This window comes from Paenibacillus lactis, assembly GCF_017873605.1.
GTDB classification, from domain to species: Bacteria; Bacillota; Bacilli; order Paenibacillales; family Paenibacillaceae; genus Paenibacillus_AQ; species Paenibacillus_AQ lactis.
The window spans coordinates 81,431-103,314 of record NZ_JAGGKI010000010.1 but is presented as its reverse complement, the minus strand read 5'-3'; the positions used below and the strand labels follow the sequence as shown (position 1 = coordinate 103,314).

Annotated in this window: 21 protein-coding genes; 18 read left to right on the top strand and 3 right to left on the bottom strand. The window is 53.1% G+C overall.

The annotated features are described in order from the left end of the window. Positions 1-14 precede the first annotated feature (14 nt). The 9 genes from J2Z18_RS18670 to J2Z18_RS18630 all read left to right on the top strand — a co-directional run bounded on the left by J2Z18_RS18670 (position 15) and on the right by J2Z18_RS18630 (position 9,538). Complete coding sequence (locus J2Z18_RS18670) at positions 15-323, top strand: hypothetical protein (RefSeq protein WP_210095159.1); 309 nt, start codon at positions 15-17, stop codon at positions 321-323. A 206-nt stretch (positions 324-529) separates the two neighbouring features. Next, positions 530-1,600: a CgeB family protein gene (locus J2Z18_RS18665; RefSeq protein ID WP_007130793.1), complete on the top strand. Its 1,071-nt coding sequence runs from the start codon at positions 530-532 to the stop codon at positions 1,598-1,600. Positions 1,601-1,646: 46 nt separating this feature from the next. Further along, on the top strand, positions 1,647-2,768 hold the full coding sequence (locus J2Z18_RS18660) for a CgeB family protein (RefSeq protein ID WP_007130792.1): 1,122 nt from the start codon (positions 1,647-1,649) through the stop codon (positions 2,766-2,768). Positions 2,769-2,916: 148 nt separating this feature from the next. After that, the gene (locus J2Z18_RS18655) at positions 2,917-4,320 is read left to right on the top strand and encodes a glycosyltransferase family 4 protein (RefSeq protein WP_210095158.1); all 1,404 of its coding nucleotides are present in this window, start codon (positions 2,917-2,919) and stop codon (positions 4,318-4,320) included. Positions 4,321-4,448: 128 nt separating this feature from the next. Further along, the gene (wecB, locus tag J2Z18_RS18650; RefSeq protein WP_007130790.1) at positions 4,449-5,543 is read left to right on the top strand and encodes a non-hydrolyzing UDP-N-acetylglucosamine 2-epimerase; all 1,095 of its coding nucleotides are present in this window, start codon (positions 4,449-4,451) and stop codon (positions 5,541-5,543) included. Beyond that, on the top strand, positions 5,533-6,519 hold the full coding sequence (locus J2Z18_RS18645; protein ID WP_007130789.1) for a polysaccharide biosynthesis protein: 987 nt from the start codon (positions 5,533-5,535) through the stop codon (positions 6,517-6,519). Before wecB ends, J2Z18_RS18645 begins: the two co-directional genes overlap by 11 nt. Beyond that, on the top strand, positions 6,516-7,343 hold the full coding sequence (locus J2Z18_RS18640) for a dTDP-4-dehydrorhamnose reductase family protein (RefSeq protein WP_007130788.1): 828 nt from the start codon (positions 6,516-6,518) through the stop codon (positions 7,341-7,343). The genes J2Z18_RS18645 and J2Z18_RS18640 overlap by 4 nt, the downstream gene beginning before the upstream one ends. Next, complete coding sequence (locus J2Z18_RS18635) at positions 7,325-8,272, top strand: NAD-dependent epimerase/dehydratase family protein (protein WP_210095157.1); 948 nt, start codon at positions 7,325-7,327, stop codon at positions 8,270-8,272. The genes J2Z18_RS18640 and J2Z18_RS18635 overlap by 19 nt, the downstream gene beginning before the upstream one ends. A 210-nt stretch (positions 8,273-8,482) precedes the next feature. After that, entirely contained in the window at positions 8,483-9,538 is a 1,056-nt protein-coding gene (locus tag J2Z18_RS18630) for a YhcN/YlaJ family sporulation lipoprotein (RefSeq protein WP_210095156.1), read from the top strand. 105 nt (positions 9,539-9,643) lie between these two features. Here J2Z18_RS18630 and nagA read toward each other — a convergent pair whose 3' ends face one another. The 3 genes from nagA to J2Z18_RS18615 are packed head-to-tail and all read right to left on the bottom strand — an operon-like array spanning position 9,644 to position 12,436. Further along, on the bottom strand, positions 9,644-10,831 hold the full coding sequence (gene nagA, locus J2Z18_RS18625; protein WP_210095155.1) for an N-acetylglucosamine-6-phosphate deacetylase: 1,188 nt from the start codon (positions 10,829-10,831) through the stop codon (positions 9,644-9,646). Beyond that, positions 10,828-11,556, bottom strand: a complete 729-nt coding sequence (gene nagB / locus J2Z18_RS18620) for a glucosamine-6-phosphate deaminase (protein ID WP_210095154.1) — start codon at positions 11,554-11,556, stop codon at positions 10,828-10,830. Before nagB ends, nagA begins: the two co-directional genes overlap by 4 nt. 4 nt (positions 11,557-11,560) lie before the next feature. Beyond that, positions 11,561-12,436 carry a MurR/RpiR family transcriptional regulator gene (locus J2Z18_RS18615; protein ID WP_007130783.1) on the bottom strand — a complete coding sequence of 292 codons (876 nt, stop codon included), beginning with the start codon at positions 12,434-12,436 and terminating at the stop codon, positions 11,561-11,563. Positions 12,437-12,725: 289 nt separating this feature from the next. Between J2Z18_RS18615 and J2Z18_RS18610 the strand changes: the two genes are divergently transcribed. From J2Z18_RS18610 to J2Z18_RS18570, 9 genes are all read left to right on the top strand, one after another. Further along, on the top strand, positions 12,726-12,950 hold the full coding sequence (locus tag J2Z18_RS18610) for a helix-turn-helix domain-containing protein (RefSeq protein WP_006208732.1): 225 nt from the start codon (positions 12,726-12,728) through the stop codon (positions 12,948-12,950). Positions 12,951-13,168: 218 nt separating this feature from the next. Then, positions 13,169-13,396, top strand: a complete 228-nt coding sequence (locus tag J2Z18_RS18605) for a hypothetical protein (protein ID WP_210095153.1) — start codon at positions 13,169-13,171, stop codon at positions 13,394-13,396. Beyond that, the gene (locus tag J2Z18_RS18600) at positions 13,377-15,110 is read left to right on the top strand and encodes a hypothetical protein (RefSeq protein WP_210095152.1); all 1,734 of its coding nucleotides are present in this window, start codon (positions 13,377-13,379) and stop codon (positions 15,108-15,110) included. The genes J2Z18_RS18605 and J2Z18_RS18600 overlap by 20 nt, the downstream gene beginning before the upstream one ends. Positions 15,111-15,350: 240 nt before the next feature. Beyond that, a complete protein-coding gene (locus J2Z18_RS18595; RefSeq protein ID WP_210095151.1) occupies positions 15,351-15,632 on the top strand; it encodes a hypothetical protein in 282 nt (93 codons plus the stop codon). 281 nt (positions 15,633-15,913) lie between these two features. Further along, entirely contained in the window at positions 15,914-17,704 is a 1,791-nt protein-coding gene (locus J2Z18_RS18590; protein WP_210095150.1) for a cache domain-containing sensor histidine kinase, read from the top strand. Further along, entirely contained in the window at positions 17,679-18,467 is a 789-nt protein-coding gene (locus J2Z18_RS18585) for a response regulator transcription factor (RefSeq protein WP_210095149.1), read from the top strand. The genes J2Z18_RS18590 and J2Z18_RS18585 overlap by 26 nt, the downstream gene beginning before the upstream one ends. Before the next feature lie 112 nt (positions 18,468-18,579). Beyond that, positions 18,580-19,908, top strand: coding sequence for an extracellular solute-binding protein (locus tag J2Z18_RS18580; protein WP_028406780.1), 1,329 nt, complete (start codon positions 18,580-18,582; stop codon positions 19,906-19,908). 99 nt (positions 19,909-20,007) lie between these two features. Further along, entirely contained in the window at positions 20,008-20,889 is an 882-nt protein-coding gene (locus tag J2Z18_RS18575) for a carbohydrate ABC transporter permease (protein WP_028406781.1), read from the top strand. Between the two features lie 13 nt (positions 20,890-20,902). Beyond that, entirely contained in the window at positions 20,903-21,787 is an 885-nt protein-coding gene (locus tag J2Z18_RS18570) for a carbohydrate ABC transporter permease (protein ID WP_007130775.1), read from the top strand. The last annotated feature ends 97 nt before the right edge of the window (positions 21,788-21,884 follow it).

Below are 21,884 nucleotides of genomic sequence, written 5' to 3'. Positions count from 1 at the left end.
AGGAGGCTATTGAAATGAAAATAAAGATTTCCGCCGTGCGAAAGAGAGGGAGAATTCGGCCGGCCGGCAGCAGAAGGTCATTTCCCGGCATGCATCGTCTGAAGGTGGTTCAAGGCCCAAGGCGCCGTCGCCGGGCCAAATCCGGACTATCCAGACGCCGGGGAGCTCGTGGAGGCTACCGTTTGAGAAGGGTAGGCCGTGTATATCCGGCTTCTTCCCAAGCCTATAATCAAGGCTACAGCCAAGCCTATGATGAAGGCTTCAAAGCCGGATTCGCGAAAGGCTATGAAGACGGTCTGGCAGCCCCTCCTCCAATCTCATGAAGGAGCTGCTCCAAGCGGTTCTCATGGAACATACCCATCCATGAGAACCGCTTTTTGGTTGGGACAAGCTTGATGCATTACGGGCATGCGCCAATTTCTTGGCATTAGTGGACAATCGTCCATGATGCATCCGTCCTCCCGGCATATAGTTATATGAACCTGAGCAAATCTCACAAAAGACAGGGTGAAAAGCCGTGAGTTTAGCGATGCGTAAAGGTCAGAAGGAAGGCTATCAGGCCGGCTATAACGAAGGCTACCGCGTTGGAGGATATCGCGCGCTTATAGAGCGCATTCCGCCTGCGGCGCCGCCATTTTTCGATGCAAGAATTTTGTATATTCCCCAAGGGTTTGAATCGATTGACGAAGGGATCACGAAGGCGCTTGGCGGCATGGTCCGTGAATGCATCGTCGGGCGCCCCGAAACCTTGCTGGAGACGACGCTGTCGGTAAAACCGGACTTGATTCTGGTCATGAACGGCCTGCATGTATTTCCGGAGCATTTCCGTGAATCGTTGGACCAAGTGCGTCAGCAGGGCTTTCGAACAGCGATCTGGTTCGTGGATGACCCCTACTTCACGGATGAAACGCCCGAACTGTCCCGGCACTTTGACGTCGTGTTCACGCATGAGCTCAGCTGCGTTCAACTGTATCAAAGCGTTGGAGCGCAGGAGGTGCATTATATGCCGCTCGCCGTTCACCCGGAGCTGTTTGCCCCGACCATGGCAGGACCCGCCTATCAGTCGGATATTTGCTTTATCGGCAACGCCTTCCGCAACCGCGCCGCCTTATTCGATGAGCTGGCTCCGTTTTTGGCCGGTAAGCGTGTGCGCATTATCGGCGGTTTTTGGGAGAGGCTGGCCCGTTACAAGGAGCTGTCGCCTTTTGTGTACAGCGGATTCATTCCGGCAGCCGAAACCGTTAAATTCTACAACGGGGCGAAGATCGTGATCAATCTGCACCGCCCAAGCGAAAGAGGGAGCGACAATCGCAACATTATGAATCTGCAAGGACGTTCGATCAACCCGCGGACGTTTGAAATCAATGCTTGCGGAACACTGCAGCTGACGGACATCCGCGAGGATTTAACCATGTACTATACACCCGGCGTCGACATTGAAACCTTCGGTTCTGTCGAGGAGCTGAAGCAGAAGATTTCCTATTATCTTGCCAACGAGGATCACCGCCGGAGCATAGCCATGCGTGCGGTTGCCTCTACGATGTCTAAGCATACCTATGCGCACAGGCTTCCCGAGCTGCTGGGAAAAATCCCGTTATGAACGGTCGCGTGTGTCGGAAAACACAAAAACGTTAGGAGTGAAGCGGATGCCCAGAATGTTTGCCGCAGGCCCGAAACGGGCTGCTGCCGATGCCTACGAGCAAGGGCGCAGCTCCGGCTTGCAACAGGGTTATATGGATGGATATTTCCGTGGAAAGTCGCAAGGAATCGTGAATCGGGTGTTGTACGCCCCTACGCTGCGGAATCTGCATGTATTATTTGTCAGCTCGGGTAAAGGCTTCCCGTACTCTCCGATCGATGAGGCGATTATTGCAACTCTGCATACGATGGTTTCGCAAGTGACCGTATCGGATGCGAAGCAGGATGTGGCGGCCGAGGCTAGCCGGACCCGACCGGACCTCGTGCTGGTGCTGGACGGGATGTATATGCCTGTGGAGCAGATGGACGCCATCCGGTCGATGGGGCTGCGGACCGCCGTTTGGATGACGGATGATCCGTACTACACGGATATATCGGTCGGCTGGATTCATCACTATGATTATATATTTACGCTGGAGCTGAACTGCGTAGCACATTATCAGAATTTGGGGTGTGCACAGGTTCACTATTTGCCGTTCGGCGCATTCCCGCTCCATTACCGCCCCATCGCCATGCCGGCGGCAGCGAGCCGGGACATCGGATTCGTCGGCACGGCTTATCCGAAGCGGATCCGTTTTTTCGAGCCGATCATGGATCAGCTGATGCGGCATCGTACCTTCATCAGCGGCAACTGGTGGGAACGGCTCCCGGGTTACGCCAGATTCAGCAACCGGATCGAGGTCAATAAATGGATGGGCCCTGCGGAGACCGCAGACGTCTACAACAGCGCCAAAATCATCATTAACCTGCACCGGGCTGTCGATGACGATGATATCAATCAGAACAGTGGCCGAATTCCTGCCGCATCGCCGAATCCGCGCACGTTCGAGATCAACGCTTGCGGAACGCTGCAGCTAGTCGACGAGCGAGAGGACTTGGCGCGTTTTTATACGCCGGGCATCGAGATTGAGACGTACCGTTCGCAAAGTGAGCTGCTGGAGAAGATCGAATATTATCTTGCGAACGATCAGCATCGAAAAGACATTGCGCACCGCGCGTTGGAGAGAACGTATGGGGAGCATACCTATGCGCACCGTCTGAATACGCTGCTCTCGGTCATCTTTCCTTAAGGGCATGAAGCCATAAATAGTTGAATGCTGGAGGAACAAGTGTCGTTACGGTATCTTTGTCTCTCTAATATATTGTACCAACTGGGTGAAAAGGAGGTGGATCGCATCCGGTACTGCGCTCAAACCACGGTTACTGGAGATGCGGACAATGCCGATGGTCCTTAAACCGAAGATGTTGATATTCTCGCACGTTTGTAATCCGACAAGCATAACGGGAGCGGAAAAACTGCTCCTGTTCTTCTGCCAGCAAATCTCCCCTTATTTCGAATGCGTTCTGGTTGCCCCAAATGAAGGCAGGCTGACAACACTCGCCAGAGCGTCGGGGCATGATGTCAGAATCTACAAGGTCCCTCTGCTGCACAGTATATACACCCCTGGTCCGGGTCTGCTTGCCGAGGCTGACAGGCTGGTATCCACTTCGGTATTCCGCTCCTTCGTCCAGTGGATCGCTGGCGAGTCGCCGAGCGTCATCGTTACCAACACCTGCGTGCATTTGCTTCCGGCTGTTGCAGGGAAGAAGCTTGGTATCCCGGTTCTATGGCAGCTGACCGAGATGATTACGAATAACGGGTACGCCCACCTGTCGGCTAGTCTGATACACCAATACAGCAGCTGGATCATCAGTATCTCCGAATCCGTGGCCCAGTATTTTCCTGTGGATGTCAGGCAGTCCAAGATGACGATTCTTCCTCCGTCCTGGAACGATCTCGACATTCATCCCGAAATATGGCCCGCACTTAGGGAATCCTTTCGGAGCAGACTCGGCATCGGCCCGGACATTCCGGTTATCGGCATGATCTCCTCGTTTCTCATCGAAACGAAGGGCGTGCACCATTTTATTGACATGGCCCTCTCCCTTAAGGACACATTCGCTAAAGCGCTGTTTCTAATCGTAGGCAGTGTGATGGATCCAGGCTATGAGAAGCAATGCAGGGAACGCATCGAAGCTGCCGGCGCGCAAAGCCGGTTCATATTTTCCGGATCCAAGGAGGATATGGAGCAAGTGTACCCTGCACTGGATATTGTGGTAGTGCCGAGTTTGGTTCCGGAAGGATTTGGCCTTACGGCCCTTGAGGGACTGCTCTATGGGAAACCGGTCGTTGCCTATGCTGCCGGCGGGCTTGCGGAAATGCTTACGGCTGTAGGATGCCCGCAGATGCTGGCAGAACCTTCGAGCCCGGCCTCTTTAGCGGAAAAAGTGGCGGCCGTTTTGGAGCAATCCGATCACGGGGAGGCATTGGGGCAGCAAAACAGGGCACAGGTGGTGTCCGTCTATGGTCCTGAACTCTACAGAGCACGCGTCAACGGCATGGTTACTCGCTGGATGACGGAGCAGCCTTCATGGTTCCAAATTAATAAGGCGATCAACTTCCGGCATTTGCTGCCTTCATCACGTCATAAAAGCCGGGGACGGAACCGGAAGAAGAGAGGCTTCTCGTTTCCGCATCTACGCACTGCCCGAAAGAGCAGAAGAATTGAGCTTAGAAAAGCAAGACGCCGGGCGACAAAAATAAGAATACGCAGAACGTCCGTGAGGCGAAGAAAGGCATAGCACAACGAACTAGCAGAGCAAAGGACCAGACCAGACAGCTGCTGTCTCCGCTTAAAGCAGAAGAATGATCGTGCTGCGTCAATGATCGCCCTCGGATCTGTGATTAAGTTGGCAAGGGAGAATCCAATATGAAAGTCATGACGATCTTGGGTACAAGGCCTGAAATTATTCGGCTAAGCTTGATCATTCCTCTTCTGGATCGGTATGCGAAGCGGCATGTGCTTGTTCATACGGGGCAAAACTTCACGGAAACGCTAAGCGGAATATTTTTTTCGGAGATGGGTCTCCGTGCCCCGGATTATGTGCTTCAGGATCGGCAGGCCACTTTGGGTGGACAGCTATCCGTCATGTTTAGCCGCATCGAGGAAATTTTGCAGAAGGAGCAGCCGGACACTGTACTGCTCCTTGGCGATACGAACAGTGCGTTATGCGCCATACTGGCCGAGCGGTTGGGATATCCCGTCGTGCATATGGAGGCGGGGAATCGCTGTTTTGACCTGGAGGTGCCCGAGGAGAAGAACCGCCGAATCATCGACGCGGTTTCCACCATCAATATGCCATATACAAGCTACAGCAAAAATCATCTGCTCCGGGAAGGATTTCCCAGTCAGCGCATTGTCCTAACCGGTAATCCGATCTATGAAGTTTTGAAGCATTATGATGCCAAGGTCAGTGAAAGCATGATTATGGAAAAGCTGTCCTTAACCAGCCGGCAGTACTTTCTGGTAACGATTCACCGGTCGGAAAATGTCGATCGGCCTGAGCATTTGAGAGAAATCTTCAGAGGGCTGAATGCCGTCGCGGAAAGCTTCGGCCACCGTTTGATCACCAGCCTGCATCCTCGGACGGCTTCGCGTTTGCAAGAGGTGGCGGACGTTCCGCTTCATCCGCTAATCGAATTTCATGAGCCGTTCGGCTTTTTTGATTTTGTAAGGCTGGAGAAAGAGGCACTATGCGCTATTACGGACAGCGGTACCGTACAAGAAGAATGCTGCATTATGCATGTGCCCACGGTAACGGTTCGACGGACGACGGAGCGGCCCGAAACGGTGGACTGCGGCAGCAATATCGTTTCCGGCCTTGATGCCGAGCGAATTCACGGGGCGGTTAAGCTCATGACGCAGCTGAGCCGTGACTGGAAGTGCCCGGAGGGCTATCTGGCGGACAATGTGTCGCATACCGTCGTAAAATTTGTGCTTGGGGGGAAAATGAATGTTCACTAATCAACGGATTTTGGTGACCGGCGGCACAGGCTCTTGGGGACATGAATTGATCAGCCAGCTGCTGCCGATGGATCCGAAGCAGGTTATCGTTTATTCCAGAAGCGAGGCGACGCAGGTAGCGATGGACCGTGAGTTCGAGGATCCGCGGTTGACGTTCCGGATCGGAGATATTCGCGATAAGGAGGCGCTTACCGCGGCTTGTCAGGGCGTCGATTACGTATTTCATCTGGCGGCGCTGAAGCATGTTCCCGTGTGCGAGGAGCATCCCTACGAGGCATTGAAGACCAATGTGGTCGGCACGCAGCATGTGATCGAGGCCGCCATTGAGAACAATGTGAAAAAGGTCATTTATATATCGACCGACAAGGCGGCCAACCCGTCCAATTTCTACGGCATGACCAAAGCGATCGGCGAGAAGCTGATCGTCTACGCGAACCTGCTGAGCCCGACGACGAAGTTCGTCTGTGTCCGGGGCGGCAACGTGCTGGGAACCAACGGAAGCGTCGTGCATGTATTCAACAGCCAAATTAGGCAGAAGGGTCAGATCAGTATCACCGATAAAAATATGACGCGCTTTTTCCTTACGCTGAAGGATGCCATCTCCCTGCTGTTCAAAGCATCCGTTGAAAGCGTAGGCGGCGAAATCTTCGTGATGATGATGCCGACCTGCCGGATCGTCGATTTGGCGGACGTGCTGATCGAGGCATCCGGAAGAAGCGAGGTCAGCCTGGTTGAAACCGGCACACGGCCCGGCGAGAAAATCCATGAAATTCTGATGAGTGATTTCGAAAGCTTGACGACCGTCGTCTATGACGACGAGTACCTGGTTATTCTTCCGACCCTCGACATTCCGAATCTGAAAGAGCGGTATCAAGGCCTGCCGAAGGTATCGTTCAGCAGTTTCAGCTCCGAGCATAATTTAATGAATAAAGACGAAATTCGCGAGATCCTGCGGCGCGGAGGCTTCTTGTCATGAAAATGCTCATTCTCGGGGGAAACGGAATGGCTGGGCATATCCTTGTTCAGTACTTTCAGCAATCAGGCAAGCACCATGTCTTTTATACCACCCGAGACAGTTGCGATTCCAAAAGCCTGGTGCTGGATGTTACCGATATGAGCGCAGTGGAGCATGTCGTTCGGGCGGTAAGGCCGGATATTATCATTAACGCCGTCGGGGTCTTGAATCAACGGGCTGAGGATGACAAAATAAATGCATATCATATCAACGGCTTCCTGCCGCACCGTCTGCGTTATTTGGCGGACGCCATCTCGGCACGTCTTATCCACATCAGCACGGATTGTGTGTTTCTTGGGAACAAAGGAGGCTATCGGGAAGATGATCTTCCCGATGGAATCTCCGCCTACGCGCTTACGAAGGCGCTGGGTGAGGTGCGTGAGCCCGATCATTTAACGATACGGACTTCTATTATCGGTCCGGAGATCCGCCCGAGCGGAATCGGCTTGTTCAACTGGTTCATGAAGCAGCGGGGGGAGGTTACGGGATACCGTGCCGTCAAATGGAATGGAGTCACGACCCTGGAACTGGCGAAAGCCATCGATTTCTTCATGAATAAGGATGTCGGAGGATTGATACATCTCGGTCATCCCAATCCGGTTAGCAAATACGATTTGCTGCTGTTGTTCAAGGACATATGGGGAAAGCAAGACGTCGATGTTGTGCCGTCCGATGAGTTCGTTCAGGACCGTACGCTCCGGAATACACGGCTGGATGCCGTGTATCCGTTCCCCGACTATGTTCGCATGTTAAAGGAGATGTATGAATGGCAGCAGGCACATTAAATAAGAAAAAGCTTCTCATTACAGGAGCCTCCGGGTTTACCGGCCTTCATGCCTGTGCGTATTTTATCCGCCAGGGCTGTACGGTTATCGCTGCTGGACGGGATTTGACACGGCTTAAGGCCATCCCGGAAGTGCTTCCGCGGGAATGCCATTTGGAGGATCGGGAGCAAACCGAACGATTGGTGAAGGAGAGTCTTCCTGATTATGTTCTGCATTTGGCCGGAAAAAATTCAGCTTCCGAGTCGTGGGAGCATCCTGATCAATATATGGAGAGCAATGCGATGGCTCCCGTCTACTTGTTTGAGGCGCTGCGCCGCCATCGTCCGGATAGCGTCATCCTCATGGTGGGCTCGCGTCTCAGCATCGATCCGGCCAAAGGGCCGGCCGCCGTGCCGCATCCATATAGTCTCAGCAAAACCTTTGGCACATGGGCCGCTGCCGCCTGGCACAGTCTGTATAACCAGCCGATTATTTTAGCGGAGCCATCCAATCTAATCGGCCCGGGAGAATCCAGAGGCTTTTGCACGCTGCTGGCTCGCTATATCGCCGACTTCGAAGCCGGAAGACCGCGTCCGGTATTTAAAATAAGCTCGCGTCACGAATCCAGGGATTTCCTGGACGTGCGGGATGCGGTGTGTGCATACGGATATCTATTAAGCCACGGTACGCCAGGCGTAACCTACCCGATCGAATCCGGAGAAAATCATACGCTCGAAGAGCTGACCCAGGCGCTCCTTGGTTTGACGCAGGAAGCGGTGCCTATCGATTGGGGCCCTGAAACGAGTCCTTTGTCGGCCGATTCACTTAATAAAGGAAGCGGTGATGGGCAAGGAGCCGCTCTTCTGAAGTCGCTAGGCTGGATGCCAAGGTATAGGCTGGCGGAATCGGTCGCCGATATTATGGAGTATGCGCGAAGCCGAGCCCGCTAAGTCCGTAAGCTGATCCATATCAAATGCCGATGGAATTCCATCGGCATTTTTTATATGGCAGCGGACCGAAAAGCGGGTGTTTCGCATACAGGAGTGCCGTTGAACCGAGGATACACTTATATTCCATGTTAAAACCTTTCAGCATACCGCTACTGCCGCAAAGCCATCCTAACGGTGTTACTACACTTATTATAGAGATGGAGGATGAACATGATTAAATCGAAAGCCCTCAACCTGACCGTCTCCGCGGCCCTGCTTCTCAGCATGACCGCAGTTGCAGGATGCGGCAATGCGAACAACGGCAAAGCGAACAACGGCAATACGACGCGCACGAATAATGTCGACGGCGGCCGTGTCGGGGTAAATTCCATTCGGAACAACCAAACTCCAACAGGCACGCAGCACGACCTTACAAATCTGAAATACAGCCGGGAGCTTTCCGCTAAAGTGTCCCGCATCAGCGGCGTAGGCTCTGCGCATGTGTTTGTAACCAACCGTAACGCTTATGTCTCGCTGGCTCTGGACAACCAGAACGGCGGAGCACAAACCAACAGCATCAACGGACGTACGACGGGAATTAGTCCCGGTACCGGCAGAACGATGACGACTAGAACCCGCAGCAATGCGATGGACGGCACGTATAACACAAGCACCGGCAGTGTCGGTCTTCTTCGCGATATGACCGACAATACCAGACGTACCGTAGATAACAATACCGGATTTGGTACAGGCCTTGGCGGCAATGCGGATACGCGCGGTTTCGGGGTTCGCGGTACGACGCGGAACAACGGCTTCGCTGACGGCGGCTTCAATACGATGAATACCCCGCGTACCAACACGATGACAGGTACGAGAGGCACTGACGGCAACATGAACGACACCCGAATCGGAACAGGCATTAACGGCGTGCCTTATGGAACTTATAACGGTAACAATATGGGAATGATGAACACAAATAATAACGCTAATGATGTTCCGCAGCATATCCGTATGGAAATTAGCAGCAAAATTCGCAAGACGGCTCCGCATATCCAGCAGGTTTATGTTTCCTCGGATCAGGATTTTTATCAGCAAGCAAACGGATTTGCTACCAACGGCAATGCCGGCAACACGTTCGGTACGCTTTCCCGTGATTTCGGTTCATGGATCAACCGCATCTTCCCGCTTAACATTGGCGGACGTGACGGCATGAATGATACCCGCGGCAATCTCATGAGAAACGATACGGACGATGGATGGTTCGGCGGGAACCGGAACAGCCGGTAAAACCGTAACATTCGTTACAACCAAAGGAACTGCCCGTTAGGTTGAGTACATCCCTAACAAGGCAGCTCCTTTGCATGTTTCTATATATTCGATCGCTCTTACAGCTTAATGTTTGCGCGTTCCTTGAATCCATACGCCCTGCAGCTCAAGCTTATGATCAAGCAGCAGCGCATCGGCGAGCTTGCCGGCTTCAAGCGAACCGGTGCGGTCGTCGATGCCGATCTTCCTGGCCGGGTTCGTGCTGGCGGCAAGCGAAGCCTGCTCCAGGCTTAACCCAACCTCGCGAACGAGAAGCTGGAAGCCCTTGATCATGGTCAAGGTACTGCCTGCCAGACTGTTGCGGTTGCTCTTGAGCGTAGCGATGCCATCCTCTACGACGACAGGCAAATCGCCTATGGTGTATTCGCCGTCAGGCATCCCTGCTGCGGACATCGCATCCGTAATAAGGATGAGCTTATCTTGAGGCTTCACGCGAGCCAGAATTCGCATCGCTGCCGGATGAACATGGATGCCGTCGGCAATGATCTCGCAGCTCAGACGGTCATCGCTCAGCATGGCTCCGACGACGCCGGGTTTGCGGTGATGCAGACCCGTCATGGCATTGAATGTATGCACGCCATGGCTCAGACCGGCCTCAACGGCCGCCTCGACTTCTTCATAGGTTGCATCGGTATGACCCAGCGCAGCGACAATACCATGGCTGCTAAGCCATTTCACGGCTTCCAGTGCGCCTTCGCGCTCAGGGGCAAGGGTGACCTGCCGAACAAGGCCAGGATACGTCGATACCCATTCCTCGAGCCACTCGATGTTCGCCAGGACGATATGCTCGGGGTTTTGAGCTCCAGGCCATTTTGGGCTGATGAATGGCCCCTCGAGATGTACGCCTTCAAGCCGGGTATAAGGCATCTCTTGATTACGGTAATTCTGTACCTCATTCAGAACCCGGTCGATATCTGCCTTCGGCGCGGTCATCGTCGTCGCCAGCATTGCCGTCGTGCCTTGGGAGCTGTGGAACGATGTGATTTTATCCAAAACTTCCTTGCTCGAATCCATGAAGTCTTCGCGGTTGCCGCCATGGACATGAATATCGATGAAGCCGGGAATGATGTAACCATCCGGGTGCTTGAGCACTTGAGCATTATTTTGCTGAAGCTCGGCCGGCAATCCGGCAGCTTCACCGGCATAAACAATCTTCTCTCCTGCGATGGCGAGCACGCCTTCCTGGATCAGACCTGTTGGTGTCAGCACGTTTCCATACAGCAGTTGCATTTGAGCTAAGGTGTCGTTTTTCATACGAACAGTCTCCCTGCGCCTTGGTCGAGAAGAACGACCACATTGGAGTGGCACTGAAGAAGGGATGCAGGACATTCCGTTGTAATAGGCCCCTTCAGTGCGCGATGCACGATTTCGGCTTTATCCTCGCCCCGAACGAGAAGAAGGATCTGACGGGCCTTTAGAATGCTGGCCACTCCCATCGTGATGGCATGGGTAGGGACATCGTCCAAGGAAGGGAAGAATCTTGCATTCGCCGTGCGAGTCTTCTCCTGAAGCTCAACCAAATGGGTTCCCCCGGTAAGGGATTCGCCAGGCTCGTTGAAGCCGATGTGACCGTTATGGCCGATGCCGAGAAGCTGAAGGTCGACCGGGCCGTGCTCTTCGAGCATCCGGTCGTAATTCAGGCACTCTTCTTCGAGATTTGCTGCATTGCCGTTTGGCACATGCGTCCGCTCGATCTGAATATCGATATGGTTGAAGAACTTTTCGTTCATGAAGGTCCGGTAGCTTTCCGGATGGTTCTCAGGCAGACCGACATACTCGTCCAGATTGTAAGTCGTAGCCTGCGCGAAGCTGACCAGACCTTGCTTGTTCATTTCAATCAGCTTGGCGTACAAACCGATCGGCGTGCTGCCCGTAGCCAGACCCAGGGTTGCCCGTGGATTCGTGTGCAGCAGTCCCGAGATCAGGCTGGCGCCTGTTTGTACAAATTGTTCTTCGTTACGCAGTATGAAAATATTCATGTCTTCAATGTCCTCCTCGGCTTTTGCGGTAGTTTTTAACATTCAGATAGGACTGTTCCAGCCTCGGTACATACGTGGAAAAGTCACGGCTGGCCATTCCCATGAACAGGATGTCGATAATGTGAAGCTGCGCGATCCGGGAAGCCATATCGCCCCGGCGCATGCCTTCCTCCAGCGAGGAAGAATACAGTGTGATATCCGCCAAGGCAGATATCGCGCTGCTTCGATAAGAAGTGATGCTGATCGTAAATGCGCCGGCGTCCTTTGCGCAAGCAAGCGCATCAATCGTTTCGGGCGTTTCGCCCGAGTAGGAGACCGCTACGGCCACATCGCTTGACGTCAAGGTCGAAGCCGATGTGATCTGCATATGGGAGTCTGCGAAGGCCGTGCAGTTCTTGCCGATCCGGATCAGCTTCTGATAGAAGTCCTGGGCCACGATCGATGAAGTAGCAACGCCGTACAGATCGATCCGCTTGGCGCGGCACAGGGCATCCACTGCCCGTTCCAGCTGCCCGAGATCAAGGAGCTCCGTGGTGTCCCGAATCGAGGTCAGATGATTGGATTCGATCGCCTCGACGATGCCTGCGAGCGGATTCCCGGCCACGATATCCTGATAGCGGGTGTTGCCGGTCCGCGCTGCCATCTCGGCATGCGCAATCTCAGAGGCAAGCTTGAGCTTAAAATCAGGATACCCTTTGCATTGAAAATTTTTGCAAAAGCGGGTTACCGTCGCGGCGCTGACTTCGCACTGATCGGCAAGATCCTTAATGCCCATGTGCACGATCTCGGACGGGGCCGCCAAAATGAACTCTGCGAGCCGTCTTTCCTGCCGGGGCAGGCGGTCCTTTTCGACAGAGATAATATGCAGGATCGGTGTCATCGCAAGCCTCCTTTTTTCACTGATTCCCGGTAAGCTTATCGTGCGGCATCAGGTGCGAATTCATGAAAATAATTTTATTGAAAATGAAAATGAAAAGAAAATAATTTTTAACAACATCATCATAGAACAACGTGTGCGGATAAGCAAGGATAAAAATCACTAATCGTCGATAATACGCCCAAATGGCGGCAGCACGCGCACCATCCCCCCATTTTCAACATAATATGAGTTGACTGTATCCCTAAACCTTGTTAGACCACACATACCCGGGCAAGGAGGGGTGACACCATTGAAGGGGACCGACCATAACAGCAAGTTCTTGTTAACCCACCGTGAACGCGAAGTGTTTGAATTGCTCGTTCAAGACAAAACGACTCGCGACATCGCCGGGCAGTTGTTTATTAGCGAAAAGACGGTGCGTAACCACATTTCCAACGTCATGCAGAAGCTAAACGTCAAGGGCCGTTCGCAAGCTGTCGTTGAGTTGATAAAACTCGGTGAGTTAAAGATCTGACATCATGCCGGTTGTATGAACGAGAGCACAGCGAAAGCCTTCTTCCCCTGTAAGGGGAGCAAGAAGGCTTTTTTGTGTTGGAGGAAGGTGACTTCTCCCAGTATCCTTGCTGCTATGTTAGCGAAACAATACAAACCGAAGGCACACATGAAAACATAGCATATGATGAAGTAACGACCGGCGAGGTCCAAACCAGTCAAAAAAGGAGCGAACCATGTATGAGCAGTGCGTATGATGCTGCACCATTGCTTAACAAGCAATACAACAACGCCGGCGAAGCGATCAACCTGGCCGACAGCGATGATGGAGGTATGAAGGTAAAGATCAAAGCAGAATCGTCTGATGATACGCTGGGGGATGGGACGGCGTTTGCTCCTGCTAATGGCAATGCTGCAATGGCCATCAAAGAGAAGGCGGTGGCATCCGATGGACAAGCAAATCCGTGATCAACAATTCGATTTTGGAGTGAGCATTTCTCAATTTGGTGCGGCTGGTGATGGCTCCGATGATACTCAAGCTTTCTTGGACGCGATCGATAAATTGGGGGGCAAGGCTGGGACTATCATTCTTAATGGGACTAAAACTTACGGCATTAAGAATACAGTCATAATCCCACATAATGTGAGCATTGAAGGGAATCTGGCCAAGATAATCCCTTTGAGCGGCGGGACGTTGACAGGTGGATTTTTGTTTTACGTGAACTCAACCCTCCAAAACTCGACCATCGTGAAATGGGGTGGGGAACAGGTTCCTACCATCCAAAACCTCAAATTCGAAAATCCTCATCAATTGTCGGACGCTAAGGCGTTCTACACCAGAGGGAAAACAAATTTTCGTAACATCACATTTAGAGGTGTGTACAAAGGGATTTTGAAAGAGGGGTTCAGTGACGGCGATTACTCCGATATGATGCATCTTGAGAAACTTTATTTTGTGAACTGTATGGGCACAGACCCGCTTATTGACATTAAATACAACGGCGACGGGCTCTTTATCGATCGGTGCCATACAGCAGGTGCCGCGGACAGCAATTTTAATCTGCTGAACCTGGAATATTGCAATGGCGGAAAAATCGCTGGATGCATAAATGGGGATATACGGATCAATAAATCCATGGGCGTTTCCATCGAGAATTTCCATTGCGAACACGGAAAGATTCATATCATCTCCAGCCAGGTAACGCTGAGGGACATATATCACTGGTACCACAAGGATTATCAGCCGATCCCATTAACGATAACCGGTGCAGCCAACGACAAACCGTCCATGCCGTGCATCATCGAAAACTATGCAGTTATACACTTAAGGGGCAGAACCGATCAGTCGAAGAATTACACGGATCCCGATTATTTTGATGCTTACTTTAAGAATACGAATGTCAAAATCACAAACTTCTTCCGGCGTCCGCAGTTCGCATTGGATCCTTCATTCGGAATGGCCACGGCGGCAAAAATAAGCTTTGACGGTACCAAAATTTCGGAACAGTGGGAGAACGCCAGCCCGCTCTACTCGAAGGACAGTTACATTTCGGATAATCGAATATTCACGAGTATCAACGAGGCAGAGTTCACAAGGAATTTCGTGCTGTTCGGGGTGCCCGTCACAAACCATACGAGCTTTGATGAAGCTGCCGGAACGTATTACTATCAGGCAGTGTACTACTTCGGCCCTGTAGATCGGGAGGTTGGAAGATGGGGCGGAGGGGAACAAAGTGCTCACGTGACCAATCCGGCAGCTCAAGTTCCATATCTCAATGTGTCGTATCGGCCTGAAATGCAGTTGTCAAAAATCAGACTCTACCGAGGCAAAATGGCCGGGCAGTATACGCATTGGGTTGATATCCCTGTAGGCAATGGCGTGCACGTCTATGATCTCGGATATTTCCTCTCGACGGGCGAACGATGGAAAACGCGATCAGCAGGCCCTGTGGGTTCATTTAATTCAACGTATACCAAGATTAGAATGGAAGGCGACAACGTTGCTGTTACAGGCCCGGCCATCCCAACACAGGGTAGCTGGAAAAAGGGTGATCGTGTTGTGAACGAAAATAGGGCGGAGCTGGGCACTGTAGGAACCAAATATATTGTTGATGGTTGGGAGTGTATTACTGCGGGGGCACCGGGAGTTTGGGTCGAGAGGCGTTTTTTAACAGGAAATTAAGCTTTAGCCAGAAGCAAGGCGCACAAGGCGCGTATTCCGATCTTTCGCTTGTATTGCGGTCATTTATGGGCACCTCCATCGGAATGGGAATAGGGTTTAATAGGCTGCTTTCCGAACGGGCACCTCATTTGTTAGACTGTAAGAGACAGAAGGGAATCCGGAAGAGGGCATAGAAGCCGGAATCCAGACAGGGCCAAAAAGCGGGTTCTGGCGCCCTAAAGAGCGAGGAGGTGGGCCGGCGTGGAGGTGGCGGTCGGAATTGCGGTCATAATCATCGCAGTTTTCGTTTCCGTATTTTTCGCTCGATTAAGACGTACACGGCAAGCAGCGAAGGGCGGTAACGTGATCGATCTGAAATCGAGAAGCCGAAGAAGCGGAGGTACGGGCAGAGGACAGGTCTGCAGCCGATGCAAGCAGCGGCGCAAGCTGACGTTTTATGCCGATGCTTCGGGGGCTGTCAGAGGATTGTGCAAGGCGTGCCGAAGAGAATTGGAGCGGCATCAGGAGCTGTATCCCGTGTAGAGCTGAGCATGTGCGAATGAGGAAGGGCGAGAGAGTCATATTCTGCGCCCTTCCTCTTTTTTGCCTAACAGCGATTGAAGGAATACTCTACATACTTGCCCTAACTACATTCATTTGTTCAACTTACAAAGGATTTCCTTACGAGTATAAACATAGCCATAGACTTAAGCCGATATCGTTTGTTATAACTTTCTCATGAGGCGAAGCTTTCGCTTCGCTCACTCATGATGTGCACAGCGAATAACAGTCTGTTCATCCACGGGAAGGGGTGTGCTTGGAACATGAACCGATTCGGCAGGCTGAATACGCTGCGAAATCAAATATTTCTCGGGTTTATGCTGGTCATGGTGATCGTGCTTGCGCTGGTAGGCGCATTTGTATACGAGCAGGTATCCGTGCTGCTCCGCAACAGTGCGGAAAAGCATATTCAGCAGACCGCCGTTCAAGCCACGGGCAAGCTGGACGCGCTGCTTAAGCAGGTCGATACGCTGACCGCCCAAGTGTCCACGAATGCCACGGTCCAGCGATTCCTGACCCAGGAAACCGAAGGCAAACCGATTACGTTCGGCGAGCGGCAGTCTTTGCAGCAGGAGGTTCGCAAATATGAGGCCTACGCGACCGGTATTCGATCGCTGGAGCTGTATACGACCGATTATCGGCGATTGTTTCCGCTGGATGAGGGGAGCCTGGCGAGCCGGGTGAGGGGCGAATGGATCGCGATGGCGGACGAGGGAATGGGCAAGCTCGTATGGTTCGGGCAGGATCCCCGGGATCAGGATGTGGTCGTAGCCATGCGGCGGGTCCGCCTGGTTGACCAATCCTTCGCACATGGCGGGTACTTGCTCGTCCGGCTGGAGAAGAGCTATTTCGAGCTCGCCGACTCGGCGGGCGATACGGGGCAATCCCGGGAAGCGATGGGGCTGTTCGATCAAGCCGGCCATGAAATATCCTCCGATTTCGACGTGACGGTGAATTCCAAGGAGATTTTGCATCGCGAGGGCGAGACGGTCACCATAGGTAACGAGGATTATATCGCGGTGCAGAAGCAGTCGGAAGCCACGGGGTGGACGCTCGTGATTTTGACGCCGGTGGATTATACGACAGAGGGCATTTCGGTGCTGCGGACGGCGGTTATCGTATCCGGCGCGGTCGGCGCGCTGTTGTTCCTAATCCTTAGCTTCATCTTGACGACGATGATTATCCGCCCGATTCTCAAGATGATCAAGTCGATGCGAGGGGCAAGGTTCGGCACGCTGAAGCCGATATCGGTCACCTCGAAGACGATGGAGATCAACGAGCTTACCAATACGTATAACCAGATGGTCGATTCGCTTAACGAATTGATCGAGGTGGTGTATCAGAAGGAGCTTATCCAGAGCCGGACCGAGCTGAAGGCTCTGCAGGCGCAGATTAACCCGCATTTTCTGTTCAACACCCTGGAAGCGTTTTATTGGGCGCTCGATGATCAGGGCGAAGAAGAGCTGGCTCAAATCGTAGTGGCCATGTCGGGCTTGTTTCGTTACGTGATTAACCGGAAGGATGAGGATGAGTGGGTGATGATCGGCGATGAGCTGGATCATGCCGAGCGCTATTTGATCATTATGAAAATGCGGATGCTGGACCGCCTCTCTTGGAGGATTGAAGCGGACGAGGCGAGCAGGGCGGTTCCGATCCCGAAGCTGCTCATCCAGCCTATTGTGGAAAATGCGATTCTCCATGGCGTGGAGCAGCGGCTCGGACCGGGCACGGTCATCGTGCGGGCACAGCCATCCGAACGGCCGGGGCATACGGTGGTGTCCGTATCGGATGACGGACCCGGCATGGACGGGGAAACCCTCGCGTCCCTGTATGCCTCCATGGAAAAAGGGCATGTGCCGTCTTCCAAAAACAGCGGCGTCGGCCTGTCCAACGTCGAGCAGCGCTTGCGGTTGTACTATGATGCCGGACAAGCGGGCTTGTGCATTCAGAGCGAGGCAGGCGCAGGAACAACCATCTCATTTGAGATCCCGAACGTGTACCGTAGAAATCCCGGGGAGGAAGAGACGCATGAAGACGATATTGATCGTGGATGATGAACCGAGAACAAGAGAAGGCATTCGAAAAACACTGGAAGCATGGTCTTCCGGACGCAACCGGATCGAGACCGCTGCCAGCGGCGTTGAGGCGCTGGAATGGCTGCAGGAGAACGAGGCGCAGCTCATTGTGACCGATATCCGCATGCCGGAAATCGGCGGGCTGGAGCTGATCGAGCGACTGCAGGATCTGAGGCATCCTCCGGTGATTATCGTGATTTCCGGTTATTCGGAGTTCGACTATGCAAGGAAGGCGCTCCAATTCGGCGTGGTGGACTATTTGCTCAAGCCGATCGATAAGCGGAAGCTCGTGGAAGCGGTGGAGATGGCGCTTCAGCGCGGCGACCAGAAGGAGCGCGTAGCGCGGATGGAGAAGCTCGTTGATCCGAAGCTCCTGGAGGCAGCAGGGCAGGAGAAGGTGTACAGCGTTCAGGTGCAGGAGGCGATGCGGTATGTGGATGAGCATCTCCAGGCGCAGGTATCCCTGAAGGAGGTGGCTGAAGGGCTTCACTTGAATGCGAGCTATTTCAGCGTATTGTTCAAGGAACAGACCGGGCTGACCTTCAGCGAATATTTGACAAGACGGCGCGTGCAGCGGGCGAAGGAGCTGCTAGCTGCAACGCCCCTGTCCGTTGCTGAAATCGCGGAGCAGGTCGGCTACCAGACATCCAAATATTTTGTCAAAGTGTTCCGGGACATGGAGCAGGTAAGCCCGAGCCAATACCGGCAGAGCGTGACGGATGCAGGAGAGAAGATCCAATAATAGTGGAATTAGACCCAATCGTTATGACCTTATCCGTTCATCCCCTCATTGCTACAATTGAACTAAAGCGGTTTCATTACGCAAAAGACATCCTAAAAAAGGGGTTGGAAACGTGTTCAACAAAAAATGGACAGTTCTTCTTCTGACATTGTGCCTGGCTGTATTTGCGGCAGGCTGCGGATCGGGCGGCGGTACAGAAGGGGCCGGCGGCGATAAAAGCAGCGGCAGCGGCGAGGGAGAGAAAGTAACCGTAAACTTCATGCATCTGTGGCCGGCCGGCGTATCCGCGGGCCAGAACAAGATCGTTAACCAGATCATCGAGGATTATCAGAATGAGAATCCGAACGTGACGATCAAGCAGGAGGTTCTGGATAACGAGCAGTACAAGAACAAATTGAAAGTGCTTTCTGCATCGAATGAGCTGCCGGATGTCGGCGTAACATGGGCTGCCGGATTTTTAAAGCCTTATGTGGAAGGCAATCTGTTCGCGCCTGTCGATGATCTGCTCAGCGGCGAGCTGAACGGAAAATTCGTCTCGGGTACGACGGAGGCCTATGCGATCGATGGCAAGACCTATGCGCTGCCGCTGGAGTTCAACATCGCTCCGGTGTACTACAATAAAGCGATTTTTGAACAGTATAACCTGCAAGTGCCGCAGAGCTACGAGGAATTCAAGCAGATTGTGAAAACGCTCTCCGATAACGGAATCGCACCGATTGCGTTGGGTAATAAGGACCGCTGGACCGGCTCCCTGTGGTATATGTACCTCGCCGACCGGATCGGCGGACAGGACACGCTGGCGAGCGCGATTAGCGGCGACGTATCGTTTAAGGACGAATCTCTTGTGAAGGCTGCCGCAGAAATTCAGTCGCTGGTCGACGGCAATGCTTTTGTCAAAGGGTTCAACGGCTTGTCCAACGAAGAGGCCAAATCCGAATTCCTGAACGGCAAAGCCGCCATGTATATGATGGGAACCTGGGAGCTGCCGAACTTTACGACCAATGAAGAGATTCCGCAGGAATTCCGCGACAGCGTCGGATTTTTCAAATTCCCGACGGTGGATGGCGGCAAAGGCGACATTAACAGCTGGGTTGGCGGTCCGGGCGTCGGACTGTTCATCTCCGAGGACTCCAAGGTGAAGGAGGAAGCGAAGAAATTCGTGGAGTACTTCGTCACGAAATGGGGCGAGCAATCGGTGACCGGCGCGGGCGTCATTCCGGCAACGAAGGTGGATACCGCATCGCTGGAGCTTCCGCAGCTGTATATCGACCTGTTCAACGAAATGAACCAGGCAAGCAGCATTACCTTGTTTGCGGATGTCCAGATGGAAGCGAATGCCGCCGAGACGCATTTGAATATGATTCAGGCCCTCTTCGGCAAAGCGGTCACGCCGGAGAACTTCTCGGACGAGCACGACAAGGCCGTATCCAAAGGGAAATAAGACGATCAGGCAACCAAGAGACTGGGAATCCCATTTATCCGGCAGCGATGCCGGATAAATGCTTCCTGGAGGACCGATTCGGGAAAGGAGTCGATAACTTTGGATAAAGTAATGTCCAATAAAAAAGTCATTGCCTTGTACGTGCTGCCGGCTTTGCTTGTGATCATGGCGATCGTGTATATTCCAATCGTGCTTACGGCGTTTTACGGCCTGAACGAGTGGAACGGCATCGGCGCGATGACGTTTATCGGGCTGGACAATTACCAGGCGCTGTTGTCCGACGGCAAGTTCTGGGACAGTGCATGGCACTCGCTGCTGCTTGCGGTATTCTCCGCGCTCAGCCTGATCGTTTACCTGGCTGTGGCGATGGTGCTGTCCTCAAAGATTAAAGGCGCCGGCCTGTTCCGCAAAATCTATCTGATTCCGATGCTGCTGTCTTCCGTAGCCATAGCGCAGCTGTGGCTTCGCATGTACCATCCGACGAACGGGATCGTGAACAGCTTCCTGGAGTCGATCGGGATCACGAACCCGCCGGCCTGGCTCGCCGAGCCTTCGCTGGTGCTGTACGCCCTGTTCATCCCGATTTTGTGGCAGTATGCGGGCTTTTACATTCTGATCTATTACGCCGCCCTCAAGAACATCCCGGCATCGCTGGTGGAAGCGGCGAAGATCGACGGGGCGACCTCGCTGCAAATTGCATTCCGGATCAAGCTGCCGCTTATCATGGAAGTCATCAAGGTAACGATTGTACTCGCCGTCGTCGGCTCCTTGAAATATTTCGACTTGATCTTTGTTATGACTGACGGAGGACCGAACGGCGCGAGCGAGGTTATGGCGTCCTATATGTACCATACGGCCTTCCGCGCTTATGATTTCGGTTACGGGAGCGCCATCGGCTTTTTCCTGCTGGTCATCTGTCTGCTGGTGACTTGGGTCATTCGGAAATTAACGGCAACCAAAGATACGATCCAATATTCATAAGGAGGGATGTTTCATGATTCAAGGAGCCGCAGGACAGCTCCGGAGCCGGCCATCCCGATCCGGCGGTGGGGGTGCGCGTAAGCTGGGGTACACCCTGCTGTATGTCGTGCTGATCGGAGTGGCGGTATTCCAGCTGTTTCCGCTCGTATGGCTGCTGCTGTTCTCGCTGAAGAACAACCAGGAAGTATTCGATCTGCCGCCATTGTCGCTGCCGATGAATCCGCGCTGGGAGAACTATGAAAAGGTATGGAGCGCGGGCAACATCAGCGTGTATTTTCTGAACAGCGTCTGGATTACCGTCGCCGCCACCGTATTGACGATTATGCTGGGCAGTCTCGTGACGTTTGCCATAACGAGAATGAAGTGGAAGGGCAGCTCCTTCGTTCTCGGCTTATTCATGGTTGCGATGATGATCCCGGTTCACTCCACGCTGATTCCGTTGTTCAGCCTGTTCAACAAAGCCGGGCTGACCGACCATCCGGTGTCGCTCATTCTTTCGTATGTGGCGTTCAATATGCCGATCACGATCATGATTTTGCTCGGATTTTACTATACGCTGCCGAGGGAAGTGGAGGAGGCCGCAGTCATGGATGGCTGCTCGGTTCACCGCGTATTCTTCCGGATCGTGCTTCCGATGACAGGCTCGGTATTGGCCACGACGGCAATCATCAACATGATCTATAACTGGAACGAGTTTATTTTCGTGAATACGTTCATCAGCTCGGATATGTTCAAGACGCTGACCGTAGGGGTCCAGAACTTTATCGGGCAGTATACGACCGATTGGGGAGCCATCGGCGCGACGCTGATGATCAGCATTTTGCCGATTCTGCTGATGTTCCTCTTCCTGAGCGACCGGATTGTGGAAGGCATTGCAGCCGGTTCGGTGAAGGGATAATTGCATGCGTTTTGATAAAGGGTGACAAGTAGAGTCACATATTAAGCAGCCCGGTCTCAGAATGAGAGACCGGGCTGCGGCATTGATATCGTTGACC

Coding starts and splice junctions, on each gene's coding strand:
- J2Z18_RS18645 (WP_007130789.1), top strand. CDS start 5,533: ATGTTCACTAATCAACGGATTTTGGTGACCGGCGGCACAGGCTCTTGG.
- J2Z18_RS18630 (WP_210095156.1), top strand. CDS start 8,483: ATGATTAAATCGAAAGCCCTCAACCTGACCGTCTCCGCGGCCCTGCTT.
- nagB (WP_210095154.1), bottom strand. CDS start 11,556: ATGAATATTTTCATACTGCGTAACGAAGAACAATTTGTACAAACAGGC.
- J2Z18_RS18590 (WP_210095150.1), top strand. CDS start 15,914: ATGAACCGATTCGGCAGGCTGAATACGCTGCGAAATCAAATATTTCTC.
- J2Z18_RS18615 (WP_007130783.1), bottom strand. CDS start 12,436: ATGACACCGATCCTGCATATTATCTCTGTCGAAAAGGACCGCCTGCCC.
- J2Z18_RS18655 (WP_210095158.1), top strand. CDS start 2,917: ATGCCGATGGTCCTTAAACCGAAGATGTTGATATTCTCGCACGTTTGT.
- J2Z18_RS18635 (WP_210095157.1), top strand. CDS start 7,325: ATGGCAGCAGGCACATTAAATAAGAAAAAGCTTCTCATTACAGGAGCC.
- J2Z18_RS18585 (WP_210095149.1), top strand. CDS start 17,679: ATGAAGACGATATTGATCGTGGATGATGAACCGAGAACAAGAGAAGGC.
- J2Z18_RS18605 (WP_210095153.1), top strand. CDS start 13,169: ATGAGCAGTGCGTATGATGCTGCACCATTGCTTAACAAGCAATACAAC.
- J2Z18_RS18600 (WP_210095152.1), top strand. CDS start 13,377: ATGGACAAGCAAATCCGTGATCAACAATTCGATTTTGGAGTGAGCATT.
- J2Z18_RS18665 (WP_007130793.1), top strand. CDS start 530: ATGCGTAAAGGTCAGAAGGAAGGCTATCAGGCCGGCTATAACGAAGGC.
- nagA (WP_210095155.1), bottom strand. CDS start 10,831: ATGAAAAACGACACCTTAGCTCAAATGCAACTGCTGTATGGAAACGTG.
- J2Z18_RS18640 (WP_007130788.1), top strand. CDS start 6,516: ATGAAAATGCTCATTCTCGGGGGAAACGGAATGGCTGGGCATATCCTT.
- J2Z18_RS18660 (WP_007130792.1), top strand. CDS start 1,647: ATGCCCAGAATGTTTGCCGCAGGCCCGAAACGGGCTGCTGCCGATGCC.
- J2Z18_RS18570 (WP_007130775.1), top strand. CDS start 20,903: ATGATTCAAGGAGCCGCAGGACAGCTCCGGAGCCGGCCATCCCGATCC.
- wecB (WP_007130790.1), top strand. CDS start 4,449: ATGAAAGTCATGACGATCTTGGGTACAAGGCCTGAAATTATTCGGCTA.
- J2Z18_RS18670 (WP_210095159.1), top strand. CDS start 15: ATGAAAATAAAGATTTCCGCCGTGCGAAAGAGAGGGAGAATTCGGCCG.